Origin of the sequence: Psychromicrobium silvestre (genome assembly GCF_013408295.1) — a bacterium.
In the GTDB taxonomy this organism is placed as follows: domain Bacteria; phylum Actinomycetota; class Actinomycetes; order Actinomycetales; family Micrococcaceae; genus Renibacterium; species Renibacterium silvestre.
This window is the reverse complement of record NZ_JACBYQ010000002.1, coordinates 1,103,717-1,130,319: the sequence shown is the minus strand read 5'-3', so window position 1 is coordinate 1,130,319 and position 26,603 is coordinate 1,103,717. Positions and strand designations below refer to the sequence as shown.

The following is a 26,603-nucleotide window of genomic DNA, read 5'->3' as shown; positions in this document are numbered from 1 at the left end:
GCATTTGAGTCGAACTAAGGGGTTCTTGGCAATGAAATCGATCACCACTAAACGTTGGGCGGCGGGCTTAATCGCCGCTGCCGTCGCCTTAGCCCCGGCTGCGGTGAGCCTGCCGGCAGCAGCAGCGGATAGCAGCAGCAGCTCTCAGGGAACCAACCTCAAACTTGCCTTGATCGGTGACATTGACTCTCTCAATCCCTTCGTCTCGATCACTGCCCAAGGCACCAACATTCTGGTCCTGCAATATCAGAATCTGGTCTCCTGGGGTACCGACAACCAGGTAGTTCCCGGCCTGGCGGATAAGTGGACAACCTCCCCCGATGGCAAGGTCTGGACCTTCGATCTGCCCGCCGACCGGAAGTGGTCCGACGGCGAGCCCATCACCGCCAATGACGCGGTGTGGACCTTCAATGCGATCAAGGGCAATGAGAAGCTCAAACAAGCCAACGGCGCACTAGTGGAAAACGTGAAGAGCGTCGAAGCCAAGGACGCACAGACCTTGGTGATGACCCTCAACGCCGCCCAGGCACCCAATCCGGGCGGCGATCTGCCGATCATGCCCGAGCATGTCTGGTCCAAGCAGGCAGATCCGGCAAGCTACGCCAACGATAAGGACACGGTTGGCTCCGGCCCCTTCGTGATCTCCAGCTACGATAAGGCCGCTGGCGTGACCATGAAGGCGAACCCTTATTACTGGAAGGGCAAAGCCAAGATCGACGGCATCATCTGGGCTCCGTACCAGAACAGTGATGCTGCGGTACAGGCGTTGAAGAACGGTGAAATCGACATTGCCGGTGGCCTGACTCCGGCTCAGTTCCAGTCCCTCAAGGACCAGCCACATATCACCACCAATGCCGGTCAGGGCCGGCGCTACAGTGCGGTGGGCATCAACCCAGGCACCAAGGCCAAGACCGGCAAACTACTGGGGGATGGAAATCCGGCGCTGCAGGACGTGAACCTGCGCAAAGCCATCGTGATGGCGATCGACAATAAGACCTTGCTGGAAAAGGTGCTCCAGGGTCTGGGTGATCAAGCTACCGGCGAAATCCCCTCGGCCTACCCGCTCTACCACTGGGACACCACGGATTTGCCACTGAAGTTCGACCCGGCGGCCGCGAATAAACTGCTCGATGAGAGCGGCTACACCAAGGGCGCCGACGGCATCCGTTTGGATAAGACCGGCAAGCCGCTGAATCTACGCCTCTTGGGCCGGAACACTGACCCCACCCACCAGCAAATGGCGGATTACATCAAGCCTTGGCTGAAGAACATCGGCATTAACGTCACTACCACTATGAAGTCGAGCGGACAGGTTGGCGAAGATTCGGCTAAGGGCAACTTCGATCTCTACTTCACTGGCTGGGGCATCGGCCCGGACCCGGACTACCAGCTCTCGATCAACCAGTGCTCCTCACTGCCCGATGAGGACGGCTCGGGTAACACCACCGAGAACGCTATGTGTGATCCCAAGTTCGATGCACTGTACAAGCAACAGCATGCCGAGCTGGATCAAGCAAAGCGCAGCGAACTGGTCAAGCAGGCTCAGTCAATCATCTACAACAACGCGGTCAATGACGTGATTTACTACGCCAACTCCCTAGAGGCCTACCGTTCGGATCGATTCCAACCCTTCACCACGCAGCCCGAAAAGGGCGGTGTAATCACCGGCCAGAACGGCCCCTGGGGCTACTACAGCGCCACTCCGGTAAGTTCAAACACGACTGCAGTCGACACCGGCTTCAGCTGGGTTTGGGTGATTGTTCCAGCGATCGTCGTGGTCCTGGCCGCCCTGGCCTTCCTCCTGCTGCGCAGGCGTTCCGCTAGCGCAGACAACAGGGAGTAGCGGTGGCATTACCGCTGATCGAGGAACTCTCCGGTGCGGAAGCCAGGAAGGACTCGGACACCGACGAACCGCGTCGGGGTTCGTCCTGGCTCCGTTACCTGGGACTCAAGGCCGGTGGGACGGCGATCTCCTTGGTCTTGGTGGTGATCCTTGGCTTCTTCGCCTTCCGGGTCCTTGGTGACCCGATCAAGAGCCTGACCGAGGGTCGCAACGTCACGGCGGGTCAGAAGGAAATCCTGATCAAGCAGTACGGTCTGGATCAGCCCCTGCTTGGTCAGTTCTGGCGTTACCTCACGGACCTGGCGCAGGGAAAACTGGGCGATTCCTACTACTACAGCAAGCCGGTCGCCAGCCTCATTGTGGAGGGGCTAGGACCTACTCTCTTGCTCACCGGAAGTGCAGCCTTACTCTCGATCGTTCTCGGTCTCTGGCTGGGACAACGAGCGGCATGGAAACGCAATAGCACCTTCGATAAAAGCCAGACCGGCCTAGCACTGATCTTCTGGTCGGTACCGACCTTCTGGCTGGGCCTGCTCATGTTGCTGCTATTTTCCGGCGGACTGCACTGGTTCCCTTCGGGAGGCATGGTGACGGCGGGCAGCAGTTTCACCGGCTTTGCCTATTTCTGGGATGTGCTGCGGCATATGGTGCTTCCCGTGCTGACCATGGTCGCGGTGGTCTATGCGCAGTATCTGATGGTGATGCGCGCCTCCCTGTTGGAGGAGATGTCCGCCGACTATCTAGTCACGGCTAGAGCTAAGGGCTTGCGGGAAGATTTGGTACGACGGCGGCACGCGGTTCCCAATGCACTGCTCCCCACGGTGACGCTCATCTTCTTGACCATGGGCGGCCTGGTGGCCGGTGCGGTCACCGTGGAAACCGTGTTTTCCTGGCCTGGCCTAGGCCTTATGACGTTCAAGGGGCTTTCCACCCCGGACCTCCCATTGCTGCAAGGAACCTTCGTGGTCTTTTCATCCATTGTCATTCTGATGAACTTCGTAGCGGATATCGTCTACCGCCTAATCGACCCCCGGTTGCGTGCCGCATGAGCGCGACTAAAACCATGAACGTGGTGGCCGCGAGGCGTCTGCAACGTGCCAAGGAGGTCTGGACCGAGTTCGCGGCCACCCGCACCGGGTTAATCGGGCTCATCGTGCTGCTCGCCGTCGTCGCCCTGGCTCTTTTGGCACCGGTACTTGCCCCCGCAGAAACCCTTGATGTCACCCTGATCACCGCGCCGCAAAATCAGCCCCCCAGCTGGGCCTATCCCCTAGGTACCGATCCAGCTGGCCGCTCAGTGCTGGCGATGTTAATCTGGGGTGCCCGGATTTCCTTGTTGGTGGGCTTTTCCGCCACCGTGGTTTCGATGGTTATCGGCACCCTGATGGGCATGGCTGCGGGGCATTTCCCGGGCGTTGTGCAAGCCGTTTTCATGCGGGTGATCGATTTCTTCCTGGTGCTTCCCGGCTTGATCCTGGCAATTGTGCTCTCCATGGTGCTGGGGCCGGGCGCACTGACCATTATTATCGCCATCGGGGTCACCTCCTGGGCGGGCACCGCCCGGCTGGTGCGCTCACAAACCCTCACGGTGGAAGCACGCCCCTATATCGAGCGTAGTTGGGCACTCGGCGCCTCGAACTGGCACATTATCGGCAAGCACGTCTTGCCCGCGGTGATGCCACTCGTGCTTGCCAACACCACCTTGACGGTCGGTTCAGCAATTATTGCCGAATCGACCCTGTCCTTCCTGGGCTTGGGTGATCCGGGCAGCATCTCTTGGGGCTCGATGCTCAAATCCGCGTTGGATACGGGCGCGGCCACTGCGGGCTTCTGGTGGTTCATCCTGACCCCGGGTGTGGCTATCGTGCTGGTGGTACTCTGCTTCACCCTGGTCGGGCGGGCGCTGGAATCCGTGATCAATCCCACCCTGAGAGGTCGCTAATGCTCGGCTTGACGTTCACCGATTTCAGCGTGAGCTACCAGACCCAGACCGAAAGTGGGCCAGGCACCATTAAGGCCGTTGACGGGGTGTCCCTGCAGGTCGAACCGGGTTCCACGGTGGGCCTGGCCGGTGAATCTGGTTGCGGCAAGTCCACCTTGGCGATGTCCGTATTGCGCTTACTTCCGGCCAATGCCAGCATCACCGGGACCGTCCAGCTGGGGCAGGAGGATGTCTCCTCATTGAGTTGGGGGCGGCTGCGTGCGGTGCGCTGGACCGAGGCGGCCATCGTCTTCCAGGGGGCCATGCACTCGCTCAACCCGGTACGCAAGATCCGGGATCAGATCGCCGAGCCACTGCTCATCCACGCTAAAGAGGTCGATAGCGCTTATCGTGAACCCGCGGCCCGGGAAGCCCGGGTGCGCGAGCTGCTGCAGTTGGTTGACTTGCCCGTGAGCAAGGCCGCCAGCTACCCGCATGAGCTCTCCGGAGGACAAAAGCAACGGGTAATGATCGCGATGGCGCTGGCCTGCGATCCGGAGCTGATCATCGCCGATGAGCCGACCACGGCACTAGACGTGGTGGTTCAGGACCAGGTGTTAAACGTGCTCAAGGAACTGGTTTCCAGCCGGAATCTGACCCTGGTGATGATCAGTCACGACCTCTCTGTGCTCGCAGCCACCTGTGACCGGATTGTGGTGATGCAGCACGGGAAAATCGTGGAGGATGGCCCTTCCGCCGAGGTGATGAAGAACCCGCAGCACCCACACACCCAGGCGCTTGCCTCAGCCTTTCCCTTGATCGGCGACCCGGCCTCCCGGCGTAAGCTCCCCGGCTACTCTGCTCCCGAGTCGAGCCGAGAGGAGGCCGAAGAAAAGCCAGTAGCGCTGGAAGCTCGAAACCTCTCGGTGCTCTTTGGCGGTCGGAACGGGAACGTGCGCGCGGTCAATCAGGTGAACCTGAGCTGCCGAGAAGGAGAAATTGTTGCTCTGGTGGGCCAGTCCGGTTCAGGTAAGACCACCCTGGCCCGGACCCTGCTGGGCTTGCAGAAACCATCAGCCGGTGAAGTTCTGTTCCGCGGCAAGCCGCTTGATCAGCACCGCAAAGCCTTGAAGGCTTATCGAAAGTCTGTGCAGTTCGTGCTGCAGGATCCGAGCGCCGCGCTCAATCCCAAGCACACCGTGTACGAGGCCGTCGCCGAAGGGCCGCGGCTGCACCGGCTGCCCGGCGATGAAAGGGCGCTCGTGGTAGAAGCGCTACGCAAAGCAGAGCTCTACCCACCGGAACGCTACCTTTCGGCCATTCCCCAGGAACTCTCCGGTGGCCAACGGCAGCGAGTGGTGATTGCCGGTGCGCTGGCGCTGGATCCGGAGTTCTTGGTGGCCGATGAACCGGTGGCGAGCCTGGACGCCTCAGTGCGAGCGGAAATCCTGGCCTTGTTGCTCCGGCTGCGCTGCGAGTTGGGCTTGGGCGCCTTGGTCATCACCCACGATCTTGGTCTGGCCTGGAATATCGCGGATCGGGTGGTGGTGATGTATCAGGGGGAAATCGTCGAACAGGGAACAGTGGAAGAAGTCCTTTTGGACCCGCAGCACGAATACACCCGCAAGTTGCTCAGCGTGGTGCCAAGCAATAATCCGGTGCGCTGATGACTTCACTTGGTCCGCTGCGCCCGGGTGACCGGGTAGCCGTGCTCTCTGCCTCGGGTCCGCCCGCCGCGGAGTCCTTCGAACGGGGCATCGCGCTCATCGAGTCCTGGGGCTTACAGCCTGTGGTCGATGCGGACTTCCATACTCCCCACCCACGCGCGAAGTATTTGGCTGGTCCGGATGCCTACCGGGCCAGCCAGCTTCAGCAGGCCTGGTGCGACCCACAGATCGACGGAATCTTTTTCGCCCGGGGTGGCTACGGAGCCGTAAGGGTCTTGGACCTCTTGGACGTCGATGCTCTGCGGGCGGCGAGCCCTAAACCTCTTTACGGCTCCTCGGACGTCACCGCCATCCACGAATTCTGGGAACACCGCGTGGGCGAGCCCACCTGGTTCACTCCCATGGTGGCCACCGCGGATCTATTCAACGATCAAGAAGCCACCCGCCAACTGCGAGAAGCGGTTTTTGAGCCCTTTTCGGGACGAGAGTTCAGCAGCCCCGAGGCACTCAGCCTGGTGCCCGGCCACGCCAAAGGAACACTCACCGGCGGTAATCTCAGCCTGCTCTGCATGACCCTCGGCGCCCATAACCAAGTAAAACCTTCCAACGCCGGCAAAATCGGCCTACTGGAAGACGTCACCGAGGATGTCTATAAGCTCGACGGCTATCTACAGGCACTAATGCGAGCCGGCTGGTTCGAGGGCCTCAGCGGCCTGGCTCTCGGCTCCTGGAAATCCTGCGGAACCCTGCCAGAAGTCAAAGCCCTCTGCGAAGAACTACTAGTCCCGTTGGGCATTCCACTGGTCTGGGAACTGGGCTTCGGCCACGGTCCGGCGGCCCATAGCATTCCACTGGGCGTAGCCGCCCAACTAATCGCGAACGACAACCCTAGGCTGGTACTGAACTGATGACCTCGAAGCTTCGCAACACCCTGGAAGATCTCATCCGCCGCGCGGTGGCCGAAGGGGTTACCCCTTCGGCGGTTTGCGCTGTTGCCTCCGGCGGTGAACGGCTGGAACCCATTGCGGTAGGCGATGCGGTACGTTTCGGCGAGAACGGTCAGGAGCTGCCTGAGGCAGAACGAGTCCGGGCCGAGGCAGGCACCAGCTACGACTTGGCCTCCGTCACCAAGATCTTTACCACCATCACCGCGCTGAGCCTGGTGGATGACGGGACCCTTAAACTCGATCAGCCGATCGGAAGCCAGCTTCCGCAATATCGGATCGGAGCCAAATCTCAGGTCACCCTCCGGCACCTGCTCACCCACACCTCGGGGCTGCCTGGAAGCTGGACCGGATGGCTCCGAGCCCTGGAGCGGGCCGAAGGCTTCGAGCGCGAACGTCTACTCAAGGATCTCTTGGCCACCGAGCTCGAGGCAGCCCCCGGAAGCCGTTTTGAGTATTCCTGTGTGGGTTTCAATACCGTGATGGCGCTGGCCGAGACCGCAACGGGCCGGCCCTGGGCCAAGCTAGTGCAAGAACGCCTGCTGGACCGGCTGCCAACTACCGAACTCACCGGGGCTCCGGAGATTGAGCGTTGTGCGGCCACCGAGTTTCAACCGGAGCTGGGTAGAGGGATGGTGCGAGGGATTGTGCACGACGAAGCCGCTTGGTCGCTGGGCAGCGGGCAAGCGGGAGGCTTATCGGGCAATGGCTTGTGCGGCAACGCCGGTATGTTCGGCACGGCCGCGGCACTCTTGGAACTCGGCGAGGCACTGCGGACGGCGCTACCTGGCATCCTCTCCCCCGGCTTGGCCGCGGAAATGTGGCGGAGTCAACTGCCCGAGGGACTCGCTGAAAAGAGCGGTATAGATTTCGGTCATAGCCTGGGGTTACGGATCGGCCAAAGTAGTTGGGTGGGTGATCACTCCGAAGCCAGAGGCCACAACGGATTCACCGGAACCTCGCTTCTGGTGGATCAGCAGGCTGGGATCAGTGTTGTGCTGCTGAGTAACCGGGTGCACCCACGTCGTGAGCTCTCCGATGTTCAGGCCTTCCGACGATCGATTTCGGATGCTGTCTATCAAGAACTAGCTGTCTAGGACTGCCGTGTCCCTGACCTCCGATTACAGCGACGGTGTGCCGGTTGCCAGCTATTGCCTCAGTACCCTGGCGGGTGAGGTGCTGGCCGAACGCAAAGCGGACACCCGATTCTATTCAGCCAGTACCATCAAACTGGCCGTTCTCGTTGCGGCCATCACCGCCGTCGAACGTGGTGAATTGAGCCTGGAACAAGAACTCATCTCGACGCACACCTTCAGTAGTCAGGCGGGCGGCAGCTTCTCCTTCGAGCCTGAGGAGTACGACGTCGGGATGGCGGCCGAGGGTGCCACCATGACTCTCCGCGAGGTACTTGGCCGGATGATTTCGGTGTCCTCCAATGAGGCCACCAATCTGGTAGTCGAGCTGGTGGGTTTCCCCGCGGTGATGACGGCTTTGCGGGCTTGCGGCGCCACCGATTCCAAGATGGAACGCCTAATCGGTGATATTACCGCGCTTGAGCAGGGCCTTACGCACGAGGTCACGGCTAGGGATCTGTGCCGAGTCATGGGCGCCATTGTCCGCGGCGAGGTGGCCAATGACGAGCATACCGAGCTCATGCTCGGCTGGCTGCGCGCCCAAGAATATCCGGTGATCGGCACCGAGTTATCGACTTTCGCCCCGGTTCCGGAATGGGGCAGCAAATCGGGTTGGGTTACCGGTATCCAGCACGATGTAGCCTTCATTTTCCCGGCGAGTTCTGTCGCGGCGAACTCCGCTGCGAGGCAGGGATTTTTGCTGGCCATCTGCACCCGGGCCTATCCGGAACCCGACGCTGCGGAACTAATCCACGCCTTGACCCAGGCTCTACTCGGCCCGCTCCTGGAGCCTACCCCTTAGTCCCTATCCCTTAGTCCTCGGCCCGCCAGAGCGGTAACGCCAAGACCCGGAACATCTGGCAAGGTGATTTCGGGGCCTTGGTAAACGGCCCCGCCAACTACCGGTGAAGACCGCAGCCAGAGCCCGCCGTCCAAATCCTGGGCCATCTCCGGCAGGGTGGCGGCGAGCGCGGCGGCTGCAGAAATGGCTACCGGGCTCTCCAACATGCAGCCGATCACCACTTCAAGTCCCTCAGCGAGCGCGCGGGTCAACATGGCTCGGGCGGTTAGCAAGCCACCTGTTTTGGCCAGTTTAAGGTTGACCATTGGCGCTGCCTTCAACCTCAGCAGCTCCTCCAGGTCCGCCATCGACCAGACACTCTCGTCCGCCATCACGGGAGTGTCCACCGCGGCGCTCACCAAGGCCAGGCCACTCAGGTCATCGGCACGTACCGGCTGCTCGACCAGGCTGAGGCCGACGTCGGCATCCTCCATGGCGCGGATCACCCGGATTGCGTCCCCCGCTTCAAAAGCCTGGTTCGCATCGATGCGTAACTGCATCGCTGGACCCACCAGTTCACGGATGGCCCGCAGCGCGGCGACGGCATCGTGATGGGCATCAATTTTAATTTTCAGGCAGTCGAATCCCTGATCCAGATGATCCCGAACCTTGGGGATTAGCTCTTCGGTGGAAGCAACCGAAAGCGTCATATCAGTGCGCAATCGCAGCCTTCCCGCTCCTATCAGTCGAGCCAGCGGTAGGCTTGCGCGCTGGGCGATCAAGTCATGCAAGGCGCAGTCCATTGCCGAACGGATTGCGGCTGGCTCGCCGCTGACCGCCAGCTTCGTGAGCGCCTCCTCCGGATTCCCGGCAGCGAGGACCAGCGCGCGCAACGGGCCTTCCAGGCTGCGGACGCTGGTCCTCGAAGACACTCCGGTGACCTTACTAGCGGGCACTTCGCCCCAGCCGCTTCGGCCATCCTGATCGGTCAATTGCAGCAGCACGGTGTCTAGTTCCGTGGCGCTGCGCACCGAGGTGGTGAAGGGGCTCAGCAACGGCACTCGAACAGGATGGGTGGTCAGGGAGCTAATGAACGGTGCTATGCGGAATACCCCTTCGGTGGAATCAGGGTGGCCAGTTGATCGAAACTCAGCCAATAGTGATTATTGCCGCTAAAGTTCGCGGGGTCGGCAATATAGACCTGCCAGGTATCGGGGTTATATCCGATGATCGTGAAGTAGTGATAGATCGTCTGGTCGGAGGGGTATCCCGGAGGTTGATTTCCAGGAGGAGCCACAATATTGGCAACAATCGGATAGTTGTTGTTGATATCCAGCACGATATCCCGCCAGAGCAGATCCTTTTGGGCTTGGCTGGGTGGATCGTTGGGCATGTTCTTGGTTTCGTACCAGCCGGTGCCGAGGTAGTTGTTCAGCACCCCGGTTACCTGGCCAATATAGTCCGTGCCGTTGACAGTGGTACCCAGGGCATTGGCCAAGGTCTGCTGGCTAGGCGGGGCAATCCGCGCCGAGAGGGCTATTCTTGTTGCGGCCGGGCCGCACCAGTACCCGGTGGCTTGAGCTTGGTATTCGTGGTTGAGCACCACCCAATTGGCCGCCTGCGCCGGAGCAGCGCTGGTGAGAGTTGCGGCCGAGCCCGCGGCCACCGCGAGCGCCGATATCGCGCCGGTCTTGAGCAGAGTTCGGCGATCAACATTGCTGGTCATCTTGTTCCTCAATCTCTTCGGATCCGATAGTGACCTCACACAGCGGAGTGTTGCCAATCTACCTAAAACATTGTCAATTGGTCAATGATTTTCATACATTCCCCGTTCAGACCATAAAACCTAGGGCACAACCTCCCAGCCGGCACGCCAGAAGGTAGATTAAAGGTGCGCTATCTGCAAATAGCTTGGTGAAAGGACACCCTTGAGTATCCAGTCGACGATCTTGACGGCAAAAAGCTCGTTTTCCCCGTCAATGACCCGGGTGGCCGAGGCAGTGCTGACCAACCCTCGCTTGGTACTGGAAAAGACCATTACCGAGCTAGCCCAATACTGCCAAACCTCGGAAACCACCGTTGTACGCTTCTGCCGCGGAATCGGCTTGGCTGGATATGTTCAGCTACGCTTCGAACTAGCCACCGAAATCGGCAGAGAGGCCGCCCAGTTTAGCGCCGGCGTCGGCCATGGGGCGGATCTCAACTCCGGCAATACCCTAGTGGACACCGTCGCCAGAATCGCCTTCGCAGAGGTGATGAGCATCGAGGAAACCGTGGGGAAGCTGGATGTCGAGGCGCTGGCCAAGGTGATCGACGCCGTGGACCAGGCCCGATCGATTCTGCTCTTCGGAGTAGGCGCGAGCAACCTTGGCTCCCAAGATCTGCGCCGCAAGCTTTTGCGGATCGGCAGAATGGCGCTGGAGTTCACCGATGCGCACGACGCCATCTCCTCGGCCGCCCTGATCGGACCGCAAGACGTCGCCATTGGCTTCTCCTATAGCGGCAATACCTACGAAACCGTGGAGTTCCTGAAACTGGCAAAAGCCTCCGGCGCCACCACTGTGGGCATCACCAACTCCGGTAACTCAAAACTCGCCACGATCGCCGATCACGTTCTGCTGACCTCGGCTCGAGAGACCACCTTCCGGGCCGGTGCAATGGCTAGCCGGATTGCCCAATTAGCGATGGTGGACTTCATTTTCACCGGATTGGCCGAGCGTAATTACGACTCATCGGTAGCCGCCCTCAAAGCGACCTTCGACTCCGTGGAACCCTTGAAAAAGACCCGCTAAAGCGGCGTTAAGCCTGTCTTCGGAGCGACTGAACCTTAGCTACGAGTTTCTCTAAATTTCGTAAATTTATTTCATTAACCTCTGGTGCTCAGCAGATTCACAGGGTGTACTGGTTGGGACGGTTCAGTGAAAACTTTCCTCAACTCCGTCGGAAAGGTAACGAAGCCATGTTCAAACTGTCCAAGTTTCGAACCCTGTCCATCGCCGCCCCAATCGCCCTTTCGCTGGGCCTGGTTGCCGCCAGTGCACTGCCTGCGCAAGCGGCTCCTACCGGTCCGCCAGGCATCGATGTGGCCAGCCATCAGGGCAATGTGGACTGGAACGCGGTCAAGGCAGCCGGCGTGCAATGGGCCTACGTGAAAGCCACCGAGGGCAACTACTACCAGAATCCCTATTTCGCCCAGCAGTACAACGGCGCCTATGACGTCGGACTGATTCGGGGCGCCTATACCTTCGCCACTCCGAATGATTCCTCCGGAGCCAATCAGGCGAACTACCTGGTGGATCACGGCGGTGGCTGGTCGGCCGATAATAAGACCCTGCCGCCCATGCTGGATATTGAAGCAAACCCCTACGGCGCCACCTGCTACGGCCTGAGCCAGTCCGCTATGGTTTCCTGGCTACACGATTTCGTCAATACCATCCACACCCGTACCGGCCGCTACCCCACCATCTATACGGCGACCAGTTGGTGGACTCAGTGCACCGGAAATAGTGCCGAATTCGACGATAGCGCGCTCTTCATCGCCAGTTGGTCCAGCACCCCGGGTACCCTGCCGGCAAGTTGGAGCTACACCACTTTCTGGCAGTACGCCGATAGTGGCCCACTACCTCCCGGCGGCGACCAGGATCTTTTCAATGGCAGTTCCGCCGGCTTGCTGGCTTACGCCAACGGCCACCCCTAAAGAGCTCCAAACAAAGATCCAAGCTAAGATCCAAGCTAAAGCTGAGGCAGTTGATCCCGCTCAGCGCGGGGTTAGCTGCCTCAGTGTTTCTATGAGCAGATCCCGTTCGGCAATCTTGATCCGCTCGTGCAAGCTTTCCTCGGTATCCCCGTCGAGCACCTCGACGGCGCGCTGGGCAATGATCGGGCCAGTATCCACCCCGGCATCGGCATACATCACGGTGCAACCGCTCACCTTGACGCCATAGGCCAGCGCATCCCGCACGCCATGTGCCCCAGGGAAAGCGGGCAACAGGGCAGGGTGCGTGTTGAGATACCGGCGCGGGAAAGTCTCGATGAACTCCGGGCCGACAATGCGCATAAACCCGGAGGAAACCACATAGTCCGGCCGGTAGGAAAGCACCTTCTCCAGCAGCGCCGCATCCCAATCGGCGCGCTCGGCGAAGGCTTTGAAATCCACCACAAAGGTTTCGATCCCGGCAGCCGCCGAGCGCTCGATGCCAAAGGTACCGGGTCGGTCCGCGCCAACAGCGACGAGTGAGATGTCCAGCAACCCTTCGGCCACGGCGTCGATCACGGCTTGTAAATTGGACCCCGTGCCGGAGACCAGAACCACTATGCGCATAGCTTGAATCCTACGACTCTTCAAAAGGCTCAAAGTCCTCATCGAGCGAGCTGCGTTGCCGGGCACCTTCAAGCCAGGGCGCGACGGCGTGCCCCAGCACCACGCCAATGGCCACCTCGCAAGCCAGCCAGGCCGCCGTCGTGAGCGGATCAGGCCCCAAATTTGTCAGTCGGCCAAAGCCAGCCGATCCACTCGAAAGCCAGGCCATCACGGCCCCAAAAACACCTGCACAAGCGCCAACCAGAAGGCCGAGCCCCAGGGTGGAAAGCGAAGCACTGATCCAGCGTTGTGGAACCTTAATAGCCAACCACTCGTCGAAGTGATTCTCACCCTCACGCAGGAACCACCAACCGGCTAGCACCCCGGCCAGCACCGGCAGGATCAGGGCGAGCACGCCCCAACTCAACTGGCCAACCGGCAATGCTCCCAGTAGCGGAATCGCCGGAACCGGAGGCACCACGGTACCGAGTGGTCCGATGCTGGAGCCCACCCCGAAGGCGAAACCCGAACCTGAGCTCCAAGCCATCGTCCAGACCGCAAGATTGGGGAAATACCCTAGCTGCGCCAAGGTCAGCGCGGCGCTACCCATCGGCCCTGCCTTAAGGCCCTCATAAACCGACACCACATCGGCCCAATGCACGGCTAGATTAACGGCAAAAAGCAAGGCTGAGGCGGCCAATAGGACCACGATGGCCAAAAACGCCGCCCGCAGCGCGGACCAGACATAGGAACCGGTCCAACGCGAATACTGACTGGACTTCGCCATCCAAGCCACCGCATCGACCCCGATTAATCTGCCCCAGGAGCCGGCCTCACGACGCGCGCCAACAACCAGGCCCAGCCCAATCGGTAGCAGCGGAATCAAGGTGGCGGCAGCGAGCGAGGCGGAGACGTTCGCGGTGCTGCAAATGTAGCCGGTGGCAAGACCCAGCGCGGCATAAACGGCAAGCGCACCGAGCAAAGCTTGCCAAAGCTGATCGGCATACGATGCTCGGGCCAGCCTTCGCCCGGCCCGCCAGGCAAAGAGGAAGGGAATCAAGGTGAGACCGTAGGGGATCAAGCTCAGCAGCCCGCTTTGGATATCTCCTGAGGAGGCTCCGGTGAGCACCTCGACCTGCAGGGGAACGGCATGGATCAGCAACCAGGCCTGACCTGCCAGCCGGGCGGCGGCGTCGAACCCTTGATTGCCGAAACCGCCGGAGAAGTAAACCGCCCCCACTGGCACCATCACCAGCAGGGCAACAATGATCGCTAACTGCGCCGATTCCAGGGCTCCTTGCAGCCATAAGGGCATTGGGATGCCATGTTGACCGCTCTGGCCCCTAGTCAGTTTCACCAGATCCATGCTGCCACGTTTGACGTCGGGCACGTGCTGACCTCGCCGCTGAAGGGCTATTTCACCCCTCGATTTCTCCCTCCGCAGCTTCCATATCGCCTCCTATGTAATCCCCCTCGTCATCTTCCAGGCCGTAGCTGCCCGGATGGCTATGCTGGGATACATAAACGATGTAGTAATTCGGCTGGGGAACAGGAGCGAATAATGCGATGGTCAGGTTCAAGGAAAGCACGCACGACGGCGGTCGGTCTGGTGGCGCTTTTAGCCCTCGGTCTAGCGGCTTGCAGCCCGGAAGCTTCCTCCGACAGCAGCAGTTCGAGCGCGGGTTCCAGCTATGACGAACTGATCAACGCGGGTCCGACGGCGGATGATGCCACTATCTCGGCGAATCAATGGGCTAGCCAGGTGAAAAAGAACGGCGTGCTGCACGTCGGCGGCACCCAGACTTCACAGTTGTTTAGCTTGCTGGACCCTGCCACCGGCAAGGCCGTCGGATTCGATGCGGGACTCAGCCAGTTGCTGGCCAAGTACATTATTGGCAAGCCGGAAACCAAGCTCGATCAGGTGACCGTGGACACTCGCGAGGATCTGCTGGCGAATAAGAGCGTGGACGCAATTTTCGCTACCTATTCGATCACGGCTAAGCGCGAGGCTCGGGTTGATTTTGCCGGCCCGTACTACTCTTCGCAAGCAGCAATCCTGGTCAAATCGACTAACACCGACATTAACTCGCTCGCTGACCTGGCCGGAAAAACGGTGGCCACTCAGGCTTCTTCTACCGGAGTGACCTTGCTGGAACAGGAAGCCCCGCAGGCTAAGATTCTTGCGCTGCCGGATCACGCTCAGGCTCTCGCTGCGGTGCAGCAAGGCCGAGCCGACGCCTATGTGATCGACCAGACCTTGCTGCTGAACGCAATCACCGCGAGCAAGGACGTCAAGATCGTGGGCGAGCCCTTCGGCCCCAAGGACAACTATGGAATCGGCCTGACCAAGGGTACCGATGCCAAGGCTTTTGTTAACGCTTGGTTGAAAAAGATCATCGCGGACGGTACCTGGCAGAAGCTCTGGCAAGCCACCATCGGCGCAAAGACGGGCACCAGCACGGCTCCGGCGCCACCGACCGTCGGCTAGCTGGTGGAAATCCTGCTCAAGCAGTACCTGGGTAGTTTCGGCCAGGGGCTGTGGCTGACCGCTCAGTTGACGGTTGGCGGCTTCTTGGGTGCCATTGTGCTGGGCTTGGTACTGGCCACCTTCCGGATCGGCCCGGTGCGCTATTTGCGAGGCGTCGGGCTGGTCTATGTGGAGATCTTCCGCAACGTCCCACTGGTTTCGTTGCTGATCCTGATGGTCTACGGCCTGCCGGAGATCGGGGTCACCATTGCCTATGTGCCTTCGGTGGTACTCGCCATGATCCTGGTCGGGGCAGCTTTTGCCTGCGAGGTTTTCCGCACCGGGGTGAACGCTATTCCGGCCGGGCAAATCGAGGCTGCGCGGGCAATCGGCTTGGGGTTCTTTGGAATCCTGCGGGAAGTCGTCTTCCCTCAGGCGGCTCGCGCCATGGTCCAGCCACTGGTGACCCTTTTCATCGGGGTGCTGCTCTCCTCCTCGCTAGCCGGCGTCGTCGGGGTGATGGATCTGACCGCTCAGGTGAGCTTCATCAATAATAAGGAAGCCCTCGGGCTGACCACCTTCCTGGTGGCCGCGGTGATCTATGCTGCAATTGCGTTAGGGGCTGGGGCCATTGGTTCCCGGCTCGAAGTGAAGCTGCGGGTGCTGCGATGAGCGCGCTCTTTGACGCCCCGGGGCCGCGCACCAAGCGGCGGATTCGCTGGCTCACGGTGTTGAGCATCTTGGTCAGCATAGGTCTGCTCGCGCTGGCTTATGCCCAGTTCTACCGTAGCGGTCAGCTCGCGCCGTCCAAATGGGCGGAGTTCCGAGTCTCCACCAGTTGGCTCTACCTTTTGGGCGCGCTGGGGAACACCGCACTGGCCGCTCTCGGGGCGGCAGCTATCGCACTGCCCTTGGGCCTGTTCCTGGCCCTGGGCCGGCTGTCTAAGCTCAAGCTCTTGCGCTGGCCAAGCACCGCGGTCATCGAGTTTTTGCGTTCGGTGCCACTGTTGTTGATCATCTACATCTTCATGTCCGGGCTGCCCAATTACGGTGTTAATCCGGACGTGTTCTGGAAACTGGTGATCCCGATTGGCATCTGCTCGGGAGCTACCATCGCCGAGGTCTTCCGTGCTGGCATTCTGGCCCTTCCGCAGGGGCAGAATGAGGCTGCTATTGCACTTGGTCTTTCCAAGCCGCAGGCGCTCCGGCTTGTGGTGCTCCCGCAAGCGGTGCGGATTGTCCTTCCTGCACTCATTGCCCAGGTGGTCATCCTGCTCAAGGACACCACCTTGGGCTATGTGGTCTCCTATGGTGAATTGCAGCAGGCCAGCAGCGTTCTGGTGGCCTCGACGGGGCATCTGGTGCAGACCTATTTGATCGTCACCGTGATCTACATCGGCTTGAACGTGCTGATCTCCAATGCCGCCAATGCGATCGATCGACGGCTGGCACGACGGCGTGCGGGCACCGGTAGCGCTGAGCGAGGCACCATGGCTTAGCCCGCCCTGGCAATTCTCAGGCGGAGCGGCTAGGTTCAAGAAAGGACGACAGAGAGAAGGAACATCATGGGAGTTCGACTCAGCCACGTTGCCTTGCGCCTGGCCAGCGGCGCCTTCATCCTCAACTCCGGGGTGGGCAAGCTCAACCTGGATGCCGAGGGTGCCGGACATTTACAGCAGCTCGCGATCAATGCCTTTCCGCAGCTTGGGGATCTGGAGCCAGAGAAGTTCGGCAAACTTCTGAGCTACGGCGAATTGGGCCTGGGCGGAGCCCTGCTGGCCCCGTTCCTGCCGAGCCGCCTGGTGGGGCTGGCGCTCACCGGCTTTGCCGGTTCACTGGTTTATATCTATTTGAAAACCCCGGGGATGACCCAGCCAGGGAGTATTCGACCCACTCAACAGGGCACCGCTCTGGCCAAGGATTTCTGGTTGCTGGCCATTGGCTTGGCGCTTTTACTGGACCGTAAGAAGCAGAAAAAAGTTTCCGCTTAGCAAACGCAAAATGCTGGCCCCATCCGTTGCGGATGGGGCCAGCATTTTTGTTGTTGCTTTTCTCGTTAGCTCTTGGCACCCTTGCGTCCGGTGATCATTCCGTAGACCAACAGCACAATGATCGAACCAACGATGGCCAGGATCCAGGTGGGCAATGACCAGAAATCGGTGAGCGGCTGATTGAAGATCAAGCCGCCCAGCCAGCCACCCAGGAAGGCACCGATGACGCCGAGAATCAAGGTTGCGATCCAGCCACCGCCCTGTTTACCCGGCAGAATGAACTTCGCAATGGCACCGGCCGCGAGGCCGAGAATCAAGAAGCCGAAAAATCCCATAATGTATTTCCCTTTCAGCTCCCCGGTGGGGAGCACAATGGTCCCCCTGAGCGGGGCCCTTCGCCCGCTCTATCCATAAGTAGGTCGGGTCGAGTGGCAAAAATGTCACGCGGGAACGCGAACTTTTTCCCGTGTTTCGATCCCCGGACTATTAGCATGGGCGGATGGAACGAATAGCGCTAATCTCCGATCTGCACGGAAATGTCACGGCTTTCCAGGCGGTGCTCGAGGACTTGGCGAAGCGGGGCATCGAGACGATTTACAACCTGGGTGATGTGGCGGGCAAGGGCCCGCGAGGTTCCGAATGCGTGCGGCTGAGCCAGATCCATTGCACTCAAACCATCCGGGGGAATTGGGACGACTTCCTGCCAAGAGAAGAGGACCCCGAGCGGAATGAGGCCGGCTGGTGGTGGCATCGCGAGCTCACCGACAGCGACCGGAGGTGGCTGCTGGAACTTCCGCTGGTGCATACCTTAGAGCTGAGCGGCCGGACCATTCGCCTGGTGCACGCCTCCTCGGAGAGCGTCTATACCAGGGTGCACTTTGCCCACACCCCGCAAGAGTTCGAGGCAATGTTTGCCACTACCGAGATGACCGGCTCAAGCCCAACTCCCTCGGTGGTCTGCTACGGGGATATCCATGACGCCTACCTCGAGGTCCATCAGGGCCGAACCCTGCTCAACGTAGGCAGCGTAGGGAACCCGCTCGATGAGCCCGTTCCTTGCTATGTGATCCTCGAAGGCACACCGGGTGGAACCTTAGCCGATAGCTTTAGCGTGCAATTCGTCCGAGTGCCCTATGACACCGAAAAAGAGATCGCCATTGCCACTGCTCTGGGCATGCCCGATTTGGAGGCCTACGCCGTCGAGCTACGCACCGGTATCTACCGAGGACAGCACGCTAAGCTCGGCCTGCGCTAGCTAGTCCTTCGGTGCCTCAGTTTTCGGCGGTGATATTCGCGAGCAGCTGCTCGAAAGGCAAGGACTCCATGGCTGCGGCTTGGCTCGGCCGGGAGACGCCGTGCAGCACGGCTGCCAGCTCCGCAGCGGCTTGGGATACTCGCTGCGCCATTCTGCTATCGCCCCAATCGTCTGGACCGGCAAAAACACCTGTCGGCATCACCCGGGCACGCAAGTACCCGAACAGCGGGCGCATCGCGTGTTCGATCATCAGCGAGTGCCGCGCCGTACCTCCGGTAGCGCCGAGCAGCGCGGGAGTTCCATCGAGAGATTTGGGGTCAATCAGGTCAAAGAAGGTCTTGAACAAGCCACTGTAGGAGGCAGAGAAGACCGGGGTCACCGCGATCAAGGCATCTGCCTGCGCCACCTGGTCGAGTACCCGTTGCAAAGCCGGGGCAGCATATCCGGTGACCAGGTTATTGGCCATCTCCACGGCCAGATCCCGGAGCTCAACGGTGTGTACCGTAGCGGGTTCTCCCAGCTTGCCCAGCTCCGCGAGGCTTGCGGCGGAGAGTTGGTCAGCCAGCAGTCGACTGGAAGAGGGCGAGCCCAGGCCCGCCGAAATCACCACAACAGAGCGTTCCATGACTATTCCCTCGATTCATACGTTTGCATTCATTATGGTGAACCTCGACGGTTTGAGGATTATTCCGTCCTTCGCCTCACCGGAATGCCGGAACAGTCTTACTGAACGGTTTAGGACATGCTGAACTGGTACTCGTCCGGAATCGGCTCGCTCGGGAAAAGCTGCTGCCAGAGCTGGGCAAGGGAGTTCTCCCCTTCGCGGATATCAGCCACCTGCAGACCCGTTTGCAGAATGGCACTTGCCTCCGCAGTTCGTCCGACGGCGGCGAGTGCCTGAGCGCTCAAAAGGGCCAGTCGCCCCTTGGCCGCCAGTTCGGCACCGTAGCGGGGTGAACCCTCCAATAAGCCAAGTGCTTCCGTGGCTTTCCCGGCGGCTAGTAACGCTGTCACTGCCTCGGTGAGCAGGGCTCGATCGGCCGGTCCCGCGGCACAGGCGGGAAGGTAGTGCTCCACATTGTCCTCGGCGAGAGCGAGGCAGCGCCAAGCCATGGCGCTCTGCCGAAACTCCAGCGACGTCCGATAAAGCTCGCTGGCCGCATTGAGATCGCCTTCGGCTTGAGCCAGAATTCCGCTATGCAGGGCTATTTGTGCGGTATCTCCTTGAGCCGTTTTGAGCAGCTCCCGCCAGCCTGACCCCGAAACGTAGCTCGTTGCACCATCGAATGTTCCGTCTTTGAGCAGTTGGAGCCAGGGCCGCTGGGCCTCCCCCAGGCTCTCGACCGGGAAGGGGGTACCGGCGAGCTGCCACTCCGAGCCAGCGTGACGCCGTCGTGCTGCTTCCAGCGCGCCCCAGCCTGACCCCAGTTGGATCTGCTGCTCAGGCACTAAATCTGCCCAGCCTTGCCAACGGGCGAAGCTCTGCTCCACAACATCCTTAGGTAGCCGTACAGCCAGTCGCTCCTCGGCATGCTGAACTGCGGCCGGCCAGGCGGCATGCGCGGGCTCGGCATCCAGCCCGGCATTGCCGTAACACTCCAGCCAGGACCAGGATTCGTTGGCCGGCAGCGGCAGGTTCTCGAACTGGGTCTGCGCTAAGCCTGCTTGAATTTCGGCGTAACGGCCGCCGTCGGGACTTAGCCACTCCTGCCAGCGTTGGCCACCTTGACCTTCCCCCCAGACGAAGAGCTTCCGGCCCCGTAGCCGCGCCGTGGATAGCATGGCCAGTCCGTCTCCCTGGGCGTCGCTGACCGCAATCCAACGGCGTTGTTCGGGTGCAAGATCGAAAAAGAAGTCCGCCGCAGTGGAATTGCGCATCGGCCAGCTATGATCAACGCCGTCAAGGTTTTGCGGGGTTTTTCTACTAATCCCCCGCTGATAGTCACTGGCGAAGGCACTCTCCGCGGGCGCGATCACTCGGGTCTGCGAATCCTGCGGAACGGCTGCATTGCTCCACCAGTAGATCGGCTTTGGCTGCGGATGGGGATTGCTAATCCGGATCGCGACCTGCAAATAGGCAGAGTCCTCGGGCAGCCAGGCATCGATCTGGAAAACAACCTCCCTCAGCCGGTCGAATTCCCACATCCGCAGCACCTCTACCCCGTCAGGAGTGGTGAGCTTTGCGGCGTGCAGGGGTGAGCAGGTGCTAGGCGAGTGGCCGCGGGTGCCGATATTCCATTCCACTCCACCGGCGAACCAGGCATTCCGCAGGGCCAGATTACCCAACTGAATCTGTCCGGGGGTATGCAGCAGGTTCTTGCCGCTAGCCAGGTCGGTTAGCTCCCAGAGCCTGCCGCCCAACTCGGGCAGAAAGCTGGCCCGCAGGTGTTGATTCTGCAAGGTCACCACGGTTTGCTCAATGCCTTTGAGTTCCCGACTGTACTGGTCTTGAAGCTGGTAGGGATGCAGGGTCAGCGGGTGGCCGTAGCGTGAGTTCTCAATGATCTCGAAGGGAATCGCCCCACCAATTTGATAGGGGTCTTCGAGCGGCTTGCCGAGATTCGGCAGCGGATTGAGCGGACCTGGTTCGGCAAGCCTCAGCCGCCGCCTTTCAATGTGCATATTTGATTGTATTACGCGCTTTGCAGTCATGAATCATCATCAGAGGATTTTTTCTCGCCGTTTTCCTCTGGTTTCCCTCCGGGCGGCCACCGGAAGGTTTACTGTTCCCCTAGGGGAGTGAGTAGCAGACGAAGGCTGGCTCAAGACCGGCCTCGGCAGCCCGAAGGAGTAAACCATGCGAACACTGAGCGTCGTGAACAATATCAGCCTGGACGGAGTCACCCAGGCCCCGGGCAGTCCGGATGAGGATACTCGAAACGGCTTCAGATACGGCGGCTGGTCCGCAGCCTATAACGACGAAATCCTGTCCCGAACCATGAGCAAGGGGATGGCGGGAGAAGGAGCCATGCTCTTCGGCCGACGAACCTATCAGAACTTCGCCTCCTACTGGCCCTTTCAAGGTGATAACCCCTTCACGGTCTATATGAATCGGGTTCAGAAGTTTGTCGCATCGAACGGCCTCAACGAACCCCTCCCCTGGGCCAACTCGGTTCTCCTCAGCGGAGACACTCTACAAGCCATCGCTGAACTAAAGGCCAGCGAGGGTCCGGATCTCACCGTGATCGGCAGCGGCGAGCTGGTACGCTCCCTGCTCGCCGCCCGCCTAGTGGACAAACTCACCCTGGTGATCCACCCCCTGCTTTTGGGAAACGGTCATCGACTTTTCGACGAACGCCCGGAACGGCAGAACTTCCGCTTAGTGGAATCCACCCCGACCAGTACCGGGGTCATTATCGGTGAGTACGAACTGGTTCTCCAGGAATAGCTCAGAGATGCGTGGGAGCGAACATCTGCAAAAGGGTTTCTACCACAACAACATTGGGCCCCTCGGAGGCGAAAGCCTCCACAAGCGCCTGCCGCACCTCGCCTACCTCGACTCGCTTCGCGGGCACCCCGAAGGATTCCGCGAGCTTGACGAAGTCCGGGCGCGATAGCTCCGTGTGAGTGGCCTTACCGAAAGCGCCGACCATGTATTCGCGCAGAATTCCGTAACCGCCGTCGTCAACTATTAGCCAGGTGACCGGGACGTTATGCTGCCTAGCGGTAGCCAACTCGGCAATCGAGTACATCGAGGAACCATCGCCGGAGACCGCGAGGACTCTGGAATTCTTGCCCTGCACGGAGAGCCCGACGGCGCCACCAATGGCGGCGGGGAAGCCGTAGCCCAGCCCGCCCGCACCCTGAGCTGAGTGGAATTGCCCGGAACGCGCGTCCCAGCAGCTCCAGCCCCAGTAAGCGGAGATGGTCATATCCCAGAAGGTTTGCATATCGTCCGGCACGGCGGCCCGAATATCGGCCATGAACTGCCGTTCCTTGGCCAGGTCCTGGCTATCCAGCCGGACCATCACCTTGGCCAGGGTCGCGGCAACCACGGATTCCGGGCTTTCGCCACTCCAATCGGAGTCATGTCCGCTCAGCAGCTCCGGAGTCAGGGCCGTGTCAATGGCTTCGAGCGCCTGGCCCGCATCGGCACGAATGCCCAGGGCCGGACGATTCGACTCCAAAACCCGTGGCTCGGCGTCGATCTGAATAATCCGGCCACGAGGCTCCAGGGTGAAGTAGTTGCTGGTCACCTCCCCGAGCGAAGAACCAACCACCACCAGCACATCGGCTTCCTCCAGCACCTCGGTGACGTGACGGTCCTCGACCCAGGACTGCAAGGAAAGCGGGTGCGTCCAGGGGAAAGCACCGTTACCTCCCGGCGAGCAGACCACAGGAGCCCTGAGCTTCTCGGCAATGGATCGCAGTTGGGCTTCCGCGTGGCCGCGGCGAGTGCCGCCGCCGGCCACGATCACGGGACGCTTCGACTCGGCCAGCCAACGAACAGCCTCCCGCACCAACTCAACCCTAGGCGGGTTATCGAAGGGCTCGGCGAGCGCGTCCTCCACCTGGGGAACCATCACCGGATCTAGCAAGACATTCTGCGGTATTTCGATCCAGACCGGTCCCTGCGGCGAGGAGACCGCCTCGGTCCAGGCATCCTGGATCGCACTAGGAATCCCGGAAGCGTGCTGGATGAGTCGCTGGCTCTTGGTAACATTTGCGGCCGAAGCCTTCTGATCATCGAGCTGATGCAGCATGCCCTTGCGCCGGGCACCCAAGCCATCCAACGGAATCTGCGAGGCAATCACGATCATCGGCACGCCGGTGGCATAGGCCTCCTGCAGTCCGGCCAGGGAGGTGAGTGCGCCGGGGCCGGTGGAGAGGAAAAGCACCCCGACCTCATTGGTAGCCCGGGCGTAGCCATCGGCGGCAAAAGCTGAATTGTTCTCCACCCGGGAGGAAACGAAGTGCAGCTCGGAGCGGCTCAGCGCATCGAAGAGCCCTAGGGCGTGCTGCCCGGGAATTCCGAAAACTGTTTTCGCGCCCAGCGCGGCGAGCGTCTCCACCACCAGATCGCCACCGTTGCGGACATCCCGCTCCACGTTCTCGGCGCGTGCATCGCTCATCGCTTGATCTCCGTATTATCCGTATTGGTAGTAGAAGCCTTGTCCCGGGCTACCCCATCGGCCAGCAGGCTGACCAGATCATAGGCCACATGAGAGGCGGCCACGCCGGTGATCTCGGCATGGTCATAAGCCGGGGCAACCTCAACGACGTCGGCACCCACCAGATTCATGCCGCGCAGCCCGCGCAGGATTTCCAGCAATTCGCGACTGGTGATGCCACCAGCTTCCGGGGTGCCGGTACCCGGCGCATGCGCCGGGTCGAGCACATCAATATCAATGGAAACATAGAGCGGACGATTGCCGATCCGGTCCCGGAGTTTGGCCACCACCTCGTCAACACCCTGCCGGAAGACATCGGAGGAGGTGACGATGCCGAAGCCGAAGCGCTTATCGTCCTCCAGATCCTTCTTCCCATAGAGCGGTCCGCGAGTGCCAACATGGCTAATCGCCTCGGTATCCAGGATTCCCTCCTCGACGGCACGCCGGAAGGGGGTGCCGTGAGTATATTCGGCACCGAAGTAGGTGTCCCAGGTGTCCAGGTGCGCATCGAAGTGCAGCAGAGCCACGGGAGCACCAGCACGCTCGGTGGCGGCTCGGAGTAGCGGCAAGGCGATGGTGTGATCGCCACCCAGGGTGAGTAGCTTTGCGCTCCGACCCGAGGCACCGGGGGCAGTTAGATCGAGGGCGTTCTGTTGAATCTCCTCAATAGCTTCATTGATATTGAAGGGATTGACCGCCATGTCCCCGGCATCGGCTACCTGAGCGAGCTCGAAGGGCGAGAGTTCCTGGGCCGGGTTATAGGGCCGCAGCAGCCGTGAGGATTCGCGCACGTGATTGGCTCCGAAGCGGGCGCCCGGCCGGTAGGAAACACCGGTATCGAAGGGCACTCCGACGACGGCGATATCGGCTTCAGCGACCTGGTCCAGGCGCGGTAAGCGGGCGAAAGTCGCGGCCCCGGCGTAGCGCGGGATACGGGAGGAATCGATAGGTCCGAGGTTGCCATTGACCTCGATGCGCTGCTCATTCATGTGACCCATGCTACAACGCAAAGTTGCCTTATGTGAATCAAATGTTTTCCAATCAGCACCGCCGAGTGTGGAGATCTGCATCTTATGAACCCGTCTTAAGGTGCAGATGTCCACACTCGGCGGAGGCTGCGGACGTAAAGATTCCGTAAAGACCACGGTAATCCGGATTCTTGAGTGCTACGCTCCATTCGCTGGGCCGAGTAGGTCCCTGAAAGGACCATGGTGACTTCGCTTTATAAAGCCCCTGCAGAACCGGGTGACCGCTCGCGGCCAAAACGTGCCGAAGCCTTCAAGAGCTGGCTGCTCGAGGGAATGCCCAGTCCCTCCGGAAAACCGCAACAGCCACATCAGGAAACCGAGAAACCACAGTCCTGGTGGCGGGTGATGTGCCTGACCGGCCTGGATTACTTCTCTACCCTCGGCTACCAACCGGCCATCGCAGCCTTGGCAGCCGGAGTGCTAGCTCCGCTAGCAACTATCGTGCTGGTCATCGTCACCCTACTCGGTGCACTTCCGGTCTATCGCCGGGTGGCTCGTGAGAGTCCTCGCGGTGAAGGCTCGATCGCCATGCTGGCGAAACTTTTCCCGAGGTGGTGGGGCAAGCTCTTCGTGTTGGCGCTACTGGGTTTCGCAGCGACCGACTTCATGATCACCATCACTCTGTCCGCCGCCGACGCCACCGCGCACGTGATCGAGAACCCCTTTGCCCCAGACTTTCTGCACGGTCAGAACATAGCCATCACCTTGGTACTGGTGGCCCTGCTGGGTGCCGTCTTCCTCAAGGGCTTCAAGGAAGCCATTGGGGTGGCCGTGATCCTGGTGTTCAGCTATCTGGTGCTCAACGCCGTCGTGGTGGTGGTCGCGATAGCCAACACCGTGGAAAGCCCCTTGCAGGTTGGCGATTGGTGGGGTGCGCTGACCACCCAGCACGGCAATCCCGTAATGGTCATCGCCATCGCCCTCCTGGTTTTCCCCAAACTTGCGCTAGGACTTTCTGGCTTCGAAACCGGGGTGGCAGTGATGCCACAGATCAAGGGCCGCGACTCAGATACGCCGGAAAATCCGGCCGGGCGAATTAAGGGAGCCCATCGGCTACTCACCACCGCCGCCCTGATTATGAGCACCTTCCTGATCACCTCCAGCCTGGCCACTACGATCCTGATCCCGGCGGCCGAGTTCCAGCCCGGGGGTAAGGCCGACGGCCGAGCCCTGGCTTACCTTGCTCATGCCTTGCTCGGTGATGGTTTCGGCACGGTCTACGATCTGAGCACTATCGCGATCCTATGGTTCGCCGGAGCCTCTGCAATGGCTGGGCTGCTCAATCTGGTGCCGCGCTACCTGCCGCGTTTCGGCATGGCCCCCGCCTGGACGCGAGCGCTCCGACCGCTTGTGCTGGTCTTTATTGCCATTGCCTTCGCTATCACCCTGATCTTCCGCGCCGATGTGAACGCTCAGGGCGGGGCCTATGCCACCGGCGTACTGGTGTTGATCACTTCGGCCGCAATCGCCGTCACAATCTCCTGCTATCGCAAGCGACAGCGCGGGAAGACAATCGCCTTCGGAGCCATCTCCGCGGTATTCCTCTACACCACGGTAGCCAATTCCTTTGAGCGCCCGGATGGGCTGAGAATTGCGGCACTATTCATCCTGGGTATTCTGATCGTCAGCCTGCTCAGCCGGCTCCGCCGCTCCTTTGAGCTTCGCGCCACCCACATTCGGCTGGACTCCCGAGCGCTGGAAATGCTGGCCGCAAATGAGGACGGGCCGCTGCGGATCATCGCCCACGAACCGAAGAAGCTCAGCGCTGCCGAGTACCGGCATAAGATCGAGCACGCCATCGAGGTGAGCCACCTGCCGGACCCACGCCTGGCCCTGTTCATTGAAGTGCTCGTTGACGATTCTTCGGATTTTGAACAGGCCCTGGAGGTGCACGGGGTACATCGACACGGCTTCAACATCCTGCAAGTTCATAGCAATAACGTGCCGAATACTATTGCCGCTGTGCTGCTTCATATCCGCGACGTGACCGGCTTAATGCCACATATCTACTTCCGCTGGACCGAGGGCAACCCGATCACCAATATGCTCAAATTCCTCTTTGTTGGCGAGGGCGAAATAGCCCCGGTGACCAGAGAGGTGCTGCGGGAGGCGGAGCCGGAACTCATTAAGCGACCCTGGGTGCATGTGGGCTAGCCTGGGCC

The 26,603-nt window shown here is 60.6% G+C and carries 25 protein-coding genes; 16 read left to right on the top strand and 9 right to left on the bottom strand.

Features of this window, described 5'->3' with window-relative positions; translation table 11 throughout:
- Nucleotides 1-31 precede the first annotated feature (31 nt).
- Genes FHU41_RS13200 through FHU41_RS13170 form a run of 7 tightly spaced genes read left to right on the top strand, consistent with a single transcriptional unit; the run spans nt 32 to nt 8,310 of the window.
- Complete coding sequence (locus FHU41_RS13200; RefSeq protein WP_179390080.1) at nt 32-1,843, top strand: ABC transporter substrate-binding protein; 1,812 nt, start codon at nt 32-34, stop codon at nt 1,841-1,843.
- A gap of 2 nt (nt 1,844-1,845) precedes the next feature.
- Nucleotides 1,846-2,892, top strand: coding sequence for an ABC transporter permease (locus FHU41_RS13195; protein ID WP_343046333.1), 1,047 nt, complete (start codon nt 1,846-1,848; stop codon nt 2,890-2,892).
- Nucleotides 2,889-3,785, top strand: coding sequence for an ABC transporter permease (locus FHU41_RS13190; RefSeq protein WP_179390079.1), 897 nt, complete (start codon nt 2,889-2,891; stop codon nt 3,783-3,785). Before FHU41_RS13195 ends, FHU41_RS13190 begins: the two co-directional genes overlap by 4 nt.
- A complete protein-coding gene (locus FHU41_RS13185; protein WP_179390078.1) occupies nt 3,785-5,431 on the top strand; it encodes a dipeptide ABC transporter ATP-binding protein in 1,647 nt (548 codons plus the stop codon). The genes FHU41_RS13190 and FHU41_RS13185 overlap by 1 nt, the downstream gene beginning before the upstream one ends.
- Nucleotides 5,431-6,339, top strand: coding sequence for a S66 peptidase family protein (locus FHU41_RS13180; protein ID WP_179390077.1), 909 nt, complete (start codon nt 5,431-5,433; stop codon nt 6,337-6,339). The genes FHU41_RS13185 and FHU41_RS13180 overlap by 1 nt, the downstream gene beginning before the upstream one ends.
- The gene (locus FHU41_RS13175) at nt 6,339-7,472 is read left to right on the top strand and encodes a serine hydrolase domain-containing protein (protein WP_179390076.1); all 1,134 of its coding nucleotides are present in this window, start codon (nt 6,339-6,341) and stop codon (nt 7,470-7,472) included. The genes FHU41_RS13180 and FHU41_RS13175 overlap by 1 nt, the downstream gene beginning before the upstream one ends.
- A gap of 7 nt (nt 7,473-7,479) precedes the next feature.
- Complete coding sequence (locus tag FHU41_RS13170) at nt 7,480-8,310, top strand: serine hydrolase (protein WP_179390075.1); 831 nt, start codon at nt 7,480-7,482, stop codon at nt 8,308-8,310.
- On the opposite strand, the gene FHU41_RS13165 is transcribed toward FHU41_RS13170, so the two are convergent.
- Together FHU41_RS13165 and FHU41_RS13160 are read right to left on the bottom strand one after the other, a co-directional pair.
- Nucleotides 8,307-9,446 (bottom strand): mandelate racemase/muconate lactonizing enzyme family protein, encoded by a 1,140-nt coding sequence (locus FHU41_RS13165; RefSeq protein WP_281360683.1) that lies wholly within the window; start codon nt 9,444-9,446, stop codon nt 8,307-8,309. The genes FHU41_RS13170 and FHU41_RS13165 overlap by 4 nt on opposite strands.
- The gene (locus FHU41_RS13160) at nt 9,389-10,015 is read right to left on the bottom strand and encodes a C39 family peptidase (protein ID WP_179390073.1); all 627 of its coding nucleotides are present in this window, start codon (nt 10,013-10,015) and stop codon (nt 9,389-9,391) included. The genes FHU41_RS13165 and FHU41_RS13160 overlap by 58 nt, the downstream gene beginning before the upstream one ends.
- A 202-nt stretch (nt 10,016-10,217) precedes the next feature.
- Here FHU41_RS13160 and FHU41_RS13155 point away from each other — a divergent pair, with 202 nt between their 5' ends.
- Complete coding sequence (locus FHU41_RS13155) at nt 10,218-11,081, top strand: MurR/RpiR family transcriptional regulator (RefSeq protein ID WP_179390072.1); 864 nt, start codon at nt 10,218-10,220, stop codon at nt 11,079-11,081.
- Nucleotides 11,082-11,248: 167 nt separating this feature from the next.
- Nucleotides 11,249-11,986 (top strand): lysozyme, encoded by a 738-nt coding sequence (locus FHU41_RS13150; protein WP_179390071.1) that lies wholly within the window; start codon nt 11,249-11,251, stop codon nt 11,984-11,986.
- A 60-nt stretch (nt 11,987-12,046) separates the two neighbouring features.
- Here the strand turns inward: FHU41_RS13150 and purN are convergent, their stop codons facing one another.
- Both purN and FHU41_RS13140 read right to left on the bottom strand, forming a co-directional pair.
- Nucleotides 12,047-12,610 (bottom strand): phosphoribosylglycinamide formyltransferase, encoded by a 564-nt coding sequence (gene purN, locus FHU41_RS13145; RefSeq protein WP_179390070.1) that lies wholly within the window; start codon nt 12,608-12,610, stop codon nt 12,047-12,049.
- A 10-nt stretch (nt 12,611-12,620) separates the two neighbouring features.
- Complete coding sequence (locus FHU41_RS13140; RefSeq protein ID WP_179390069.1) at nt 12,621-13,946, bottom strand: cell division protein PerM; 1,326 nt, start codon at nt 13,944-13,946, stop codon at nt 12,621-12,623.
- A gap of 204 nt (nt 13,947-14,150) precedes the next feature.
- On the opposite strand from FHU41_RS13140, the gene FHU41_RS13135 reads away from it, so the two are divergent.
- The 4 genes from FHU41_RS13135 (at nt 14,151) to FHU41_RS13120 (ending at nt 17,047) form a co-directional block, all read left to right on the top strand.
- Nucleotides 14,151-15,077, top strand: a complete 927-nt coding sequence (locus FHU41_RS13135; RefSeq protein WP_179390068.1) for a glutamate ABC transporter substrate-binding protein — start codon at nt 14,151-14,153, stop codon at nt 15,075-15,077.
- 3 nt (nt 15,078-15,080) lie between these two features.
- Nucleotides 15,081-15,728, top strand: coding sequence for an ABC transporter permease subunit (locus tag FHU41_RS13130; protein WP_179390067.1), 648 nt, complete (start codon nt 15,081-15,083; stop codon nt 15,726-15,728).
- Nucleotides 15,725-16,555 carry an amino acid ABC transporter permease gene (locus FHU41_RS13125; protein ID WP_179390066.1) on the top strand — a complete coding sequence of 277 codons (831 nt, stop codon included), beginning with the start codon at nt 15,725-15,727 and terminating at the stop codon, nt 16,553-16,555. The genes FHU41_RS13130 and FHU41_RS13125 overlap by 4 nt, the downstream gene beginning before the upstream one ends.
- Nucleotides 16,556-16,621: 66 nt before the next feature.
- Nucleotides 16,622-17,047, top strand: a complete 426-nt coding sequence (locus FHU41_RS13120; RefSeq protein ID WP_179390065.1) for a hypothetical protein — start codon at nt 16,622-16,624, stop codon at nt 17,045-17,047.
- A 65-nt stretch (nt 17,048-17,112) separates the two neighbouring features.
- Here FHU41_RS13120 and FHU41_RS13115 read toward each other — a convergent pair whose 3' ends face one another.
- Nucleotides 17,113-17,382, bottom strand: coding sequence for a GlsB/YeaQ/YmgE family stress response membrane protein (locus FHU41_RS13115; protein ID WP_179390064.1), 270 nt, complete (start codon nt 17,380-17,382; stop codon nt 17,113-17,115).
- A gap of 164 nt (nt 17,383-17,546) precedes the next feature.
- Between FHU41_RS13115 and FHU41_RS13110 the strand changes: the two genes are divergently transcribed.
- The gene (locus tag FHU41_RS13110; protein ID WP_179390063.1) at nt 17,547-18,302 is read left to right on the top strand and encodes a metallophosphoesterase family protein; all 756 of its coding nucleotides are present in this window, start codon (nt 17,547-17,549) and stop codon (nt 18,300-18,302) included.
- A gap of 16 nt (nt 18,303-18,318) precedes the next feature.
- Here the strand turns inward: FHU41_RS13110 and FHU41_RS13105 are convergent, their stop codons facing one another.
- Together FHU41_RS13105 and FHU41_RS13100 are read right to left on the bottom strand one after the other, a co-directional pair.
- Nucleotides 18,319-18,927: an FMN reductase gene (locus FHU41_RS13105; RefSeq protein WP_179390062.1), complete on the bottom strand. Its 609-nt coding sequence runs from the start codon at nt 18,925-18,927 to the stop codon at nt 18,319-18,321.
- A 110-nt stretch (nt 18,928-19,037) separates the two neighbouring features.
- Nucleotides 19,038-20,924, bottom strand: a complete 1,887-nt coding sequence (locus FHU41_RS13100; protein WP_179390061.1) for a DUF5107 domain-containing protein — start codon at nt 20,922-20,924, stop codon at nt 19,038-19,040.
- A 175-nt stretch (nt 20,925-21,099) separates the two neighbouring features.
- Between FHU41_RS13100 and FHU41_RS13095 the strand changes: the two genes are divergently transcribed.
- A complete protein-coding gene (locus FHU41_RS13095) occupies nt 21,100-21,690 on the top strand; it encodes a dihydrofolate reductase family protein (protein WP_179390060.1) in 591 nt (196 codons plus the stop codon).
- 1 nt (nt 21,691) lies between these two features.
- Here FHU41_RS13095 and FHU41_RS13090 read toward each other — a convergent pair whose 3' ends face one another.
- On the bottom strand, nt 21,692-23,374 hold the full coding sequence (locus tag FHU41_RS13090; protein WP_179390059.1) for a thiamine pyrophosphate-binding protein: 1,683 nt from the start codon (nt 23,372-23,374) through the stop codon (nt 21,692-21,694).
- Nucleotides 23,371-24,402, bottom strand: coding sequence for an agmatinase (gene speB / locus FHU41_RS13085; RefSeq protein ID WP_179390058.1), 1,032 nt, complete (start codon nt 24,400-24,402; stop codon nt 23,371-23,373). Before speB ends, FHU41_RS13090 begins: the two co-directional genes overlap by 4 nt.
- Before the next feature lie 219 nt (nt 24,403-24,621).
- Here speB and FHU41_RS13080 point away from each other — a divergent pair, with 219 nt between their 5' ends.
- The gene (locus tag FHU41_RS13080; protein ID WP_218847225.1) at nt 24,622-26,595 is read left to right on the top strand and encodes an APC family permease; all 1,974 of its coding nucleotides are present in this window, start codon (nt 24,622-24,624) and stop codon (nt 26,593-26,595) included.
- The last annotated feature ends 8 nt before the right edge of the window (nt 26,596-26,603 follow it).